Origin of the sequence: Psychrobacter sp. AOP31-B2-9, from assembly GCF_052378005.1 — a bacterium.
In the GTDB taxonomy this organism is placed as follows: domain Bacteria; phylum Pseudomonadota; class Gammaproteobacteria; order Pseudomonadales; family Moraxellaceae; genus Psychrobacter.
On the sequence record NZ_JBQSXG010000339.1, the window covers coordinates 1 to 481 of the forward strand.

The following is a 481-nucleotide window of genomic DNA, read 5'->3' on the forward strand; positions in this document are numbered from 1 at the left end:
ACAGTCAGATGTCAGTGACTATGATTTTGTCACGGGTCTGCTTGCAGATATTGGTATTTCTACTTTGTGGGTATCAGGGAATTCGGTTGATGAGTTGGGTACCTGGTGGTTGGTCAGTAATTTGGATGAGAATGAGCAATTACCACTAAGTTATAGCTATGCCCAGTCCTCCATACAGTCGGGGCAAGACAGCGTCAATGCATTACAGATGACTACGCAGCAGCTGGGTAGCCATAGTGTCATGGTGCGGGCAGATGGCCTCGCCGCTGATATGATCTATGAAGGTCAAGCAGTAGATGAGTCAGCGCTTGCAACAGATGACACCACGGTGCTAATTGCAGCGCCCTCTCGAGTGTATGGTGATGATGCGGCAACTGCGATTGCTGAACAGTGGATCGCGGCCAATCGCTGTCAACGTGAGACATATCAAGCGACTGGCGCCATGCGTGGCCTAAGTGTCGGTAGTCCTGTAGACATCAAT

At 50.1% G+C, this 481-nt stretch carries 1 protein-coding gene; it reads left to right on the forward strand.

The annotated features are described in order from the left end of the window. A partial coding sequence (locus tag ACT3SX_RS15530; protein ID WP_444761872.1) for a hypothetical protein occupies positions 1-481 on the forward strand: 481 nt, incomplete at both ends.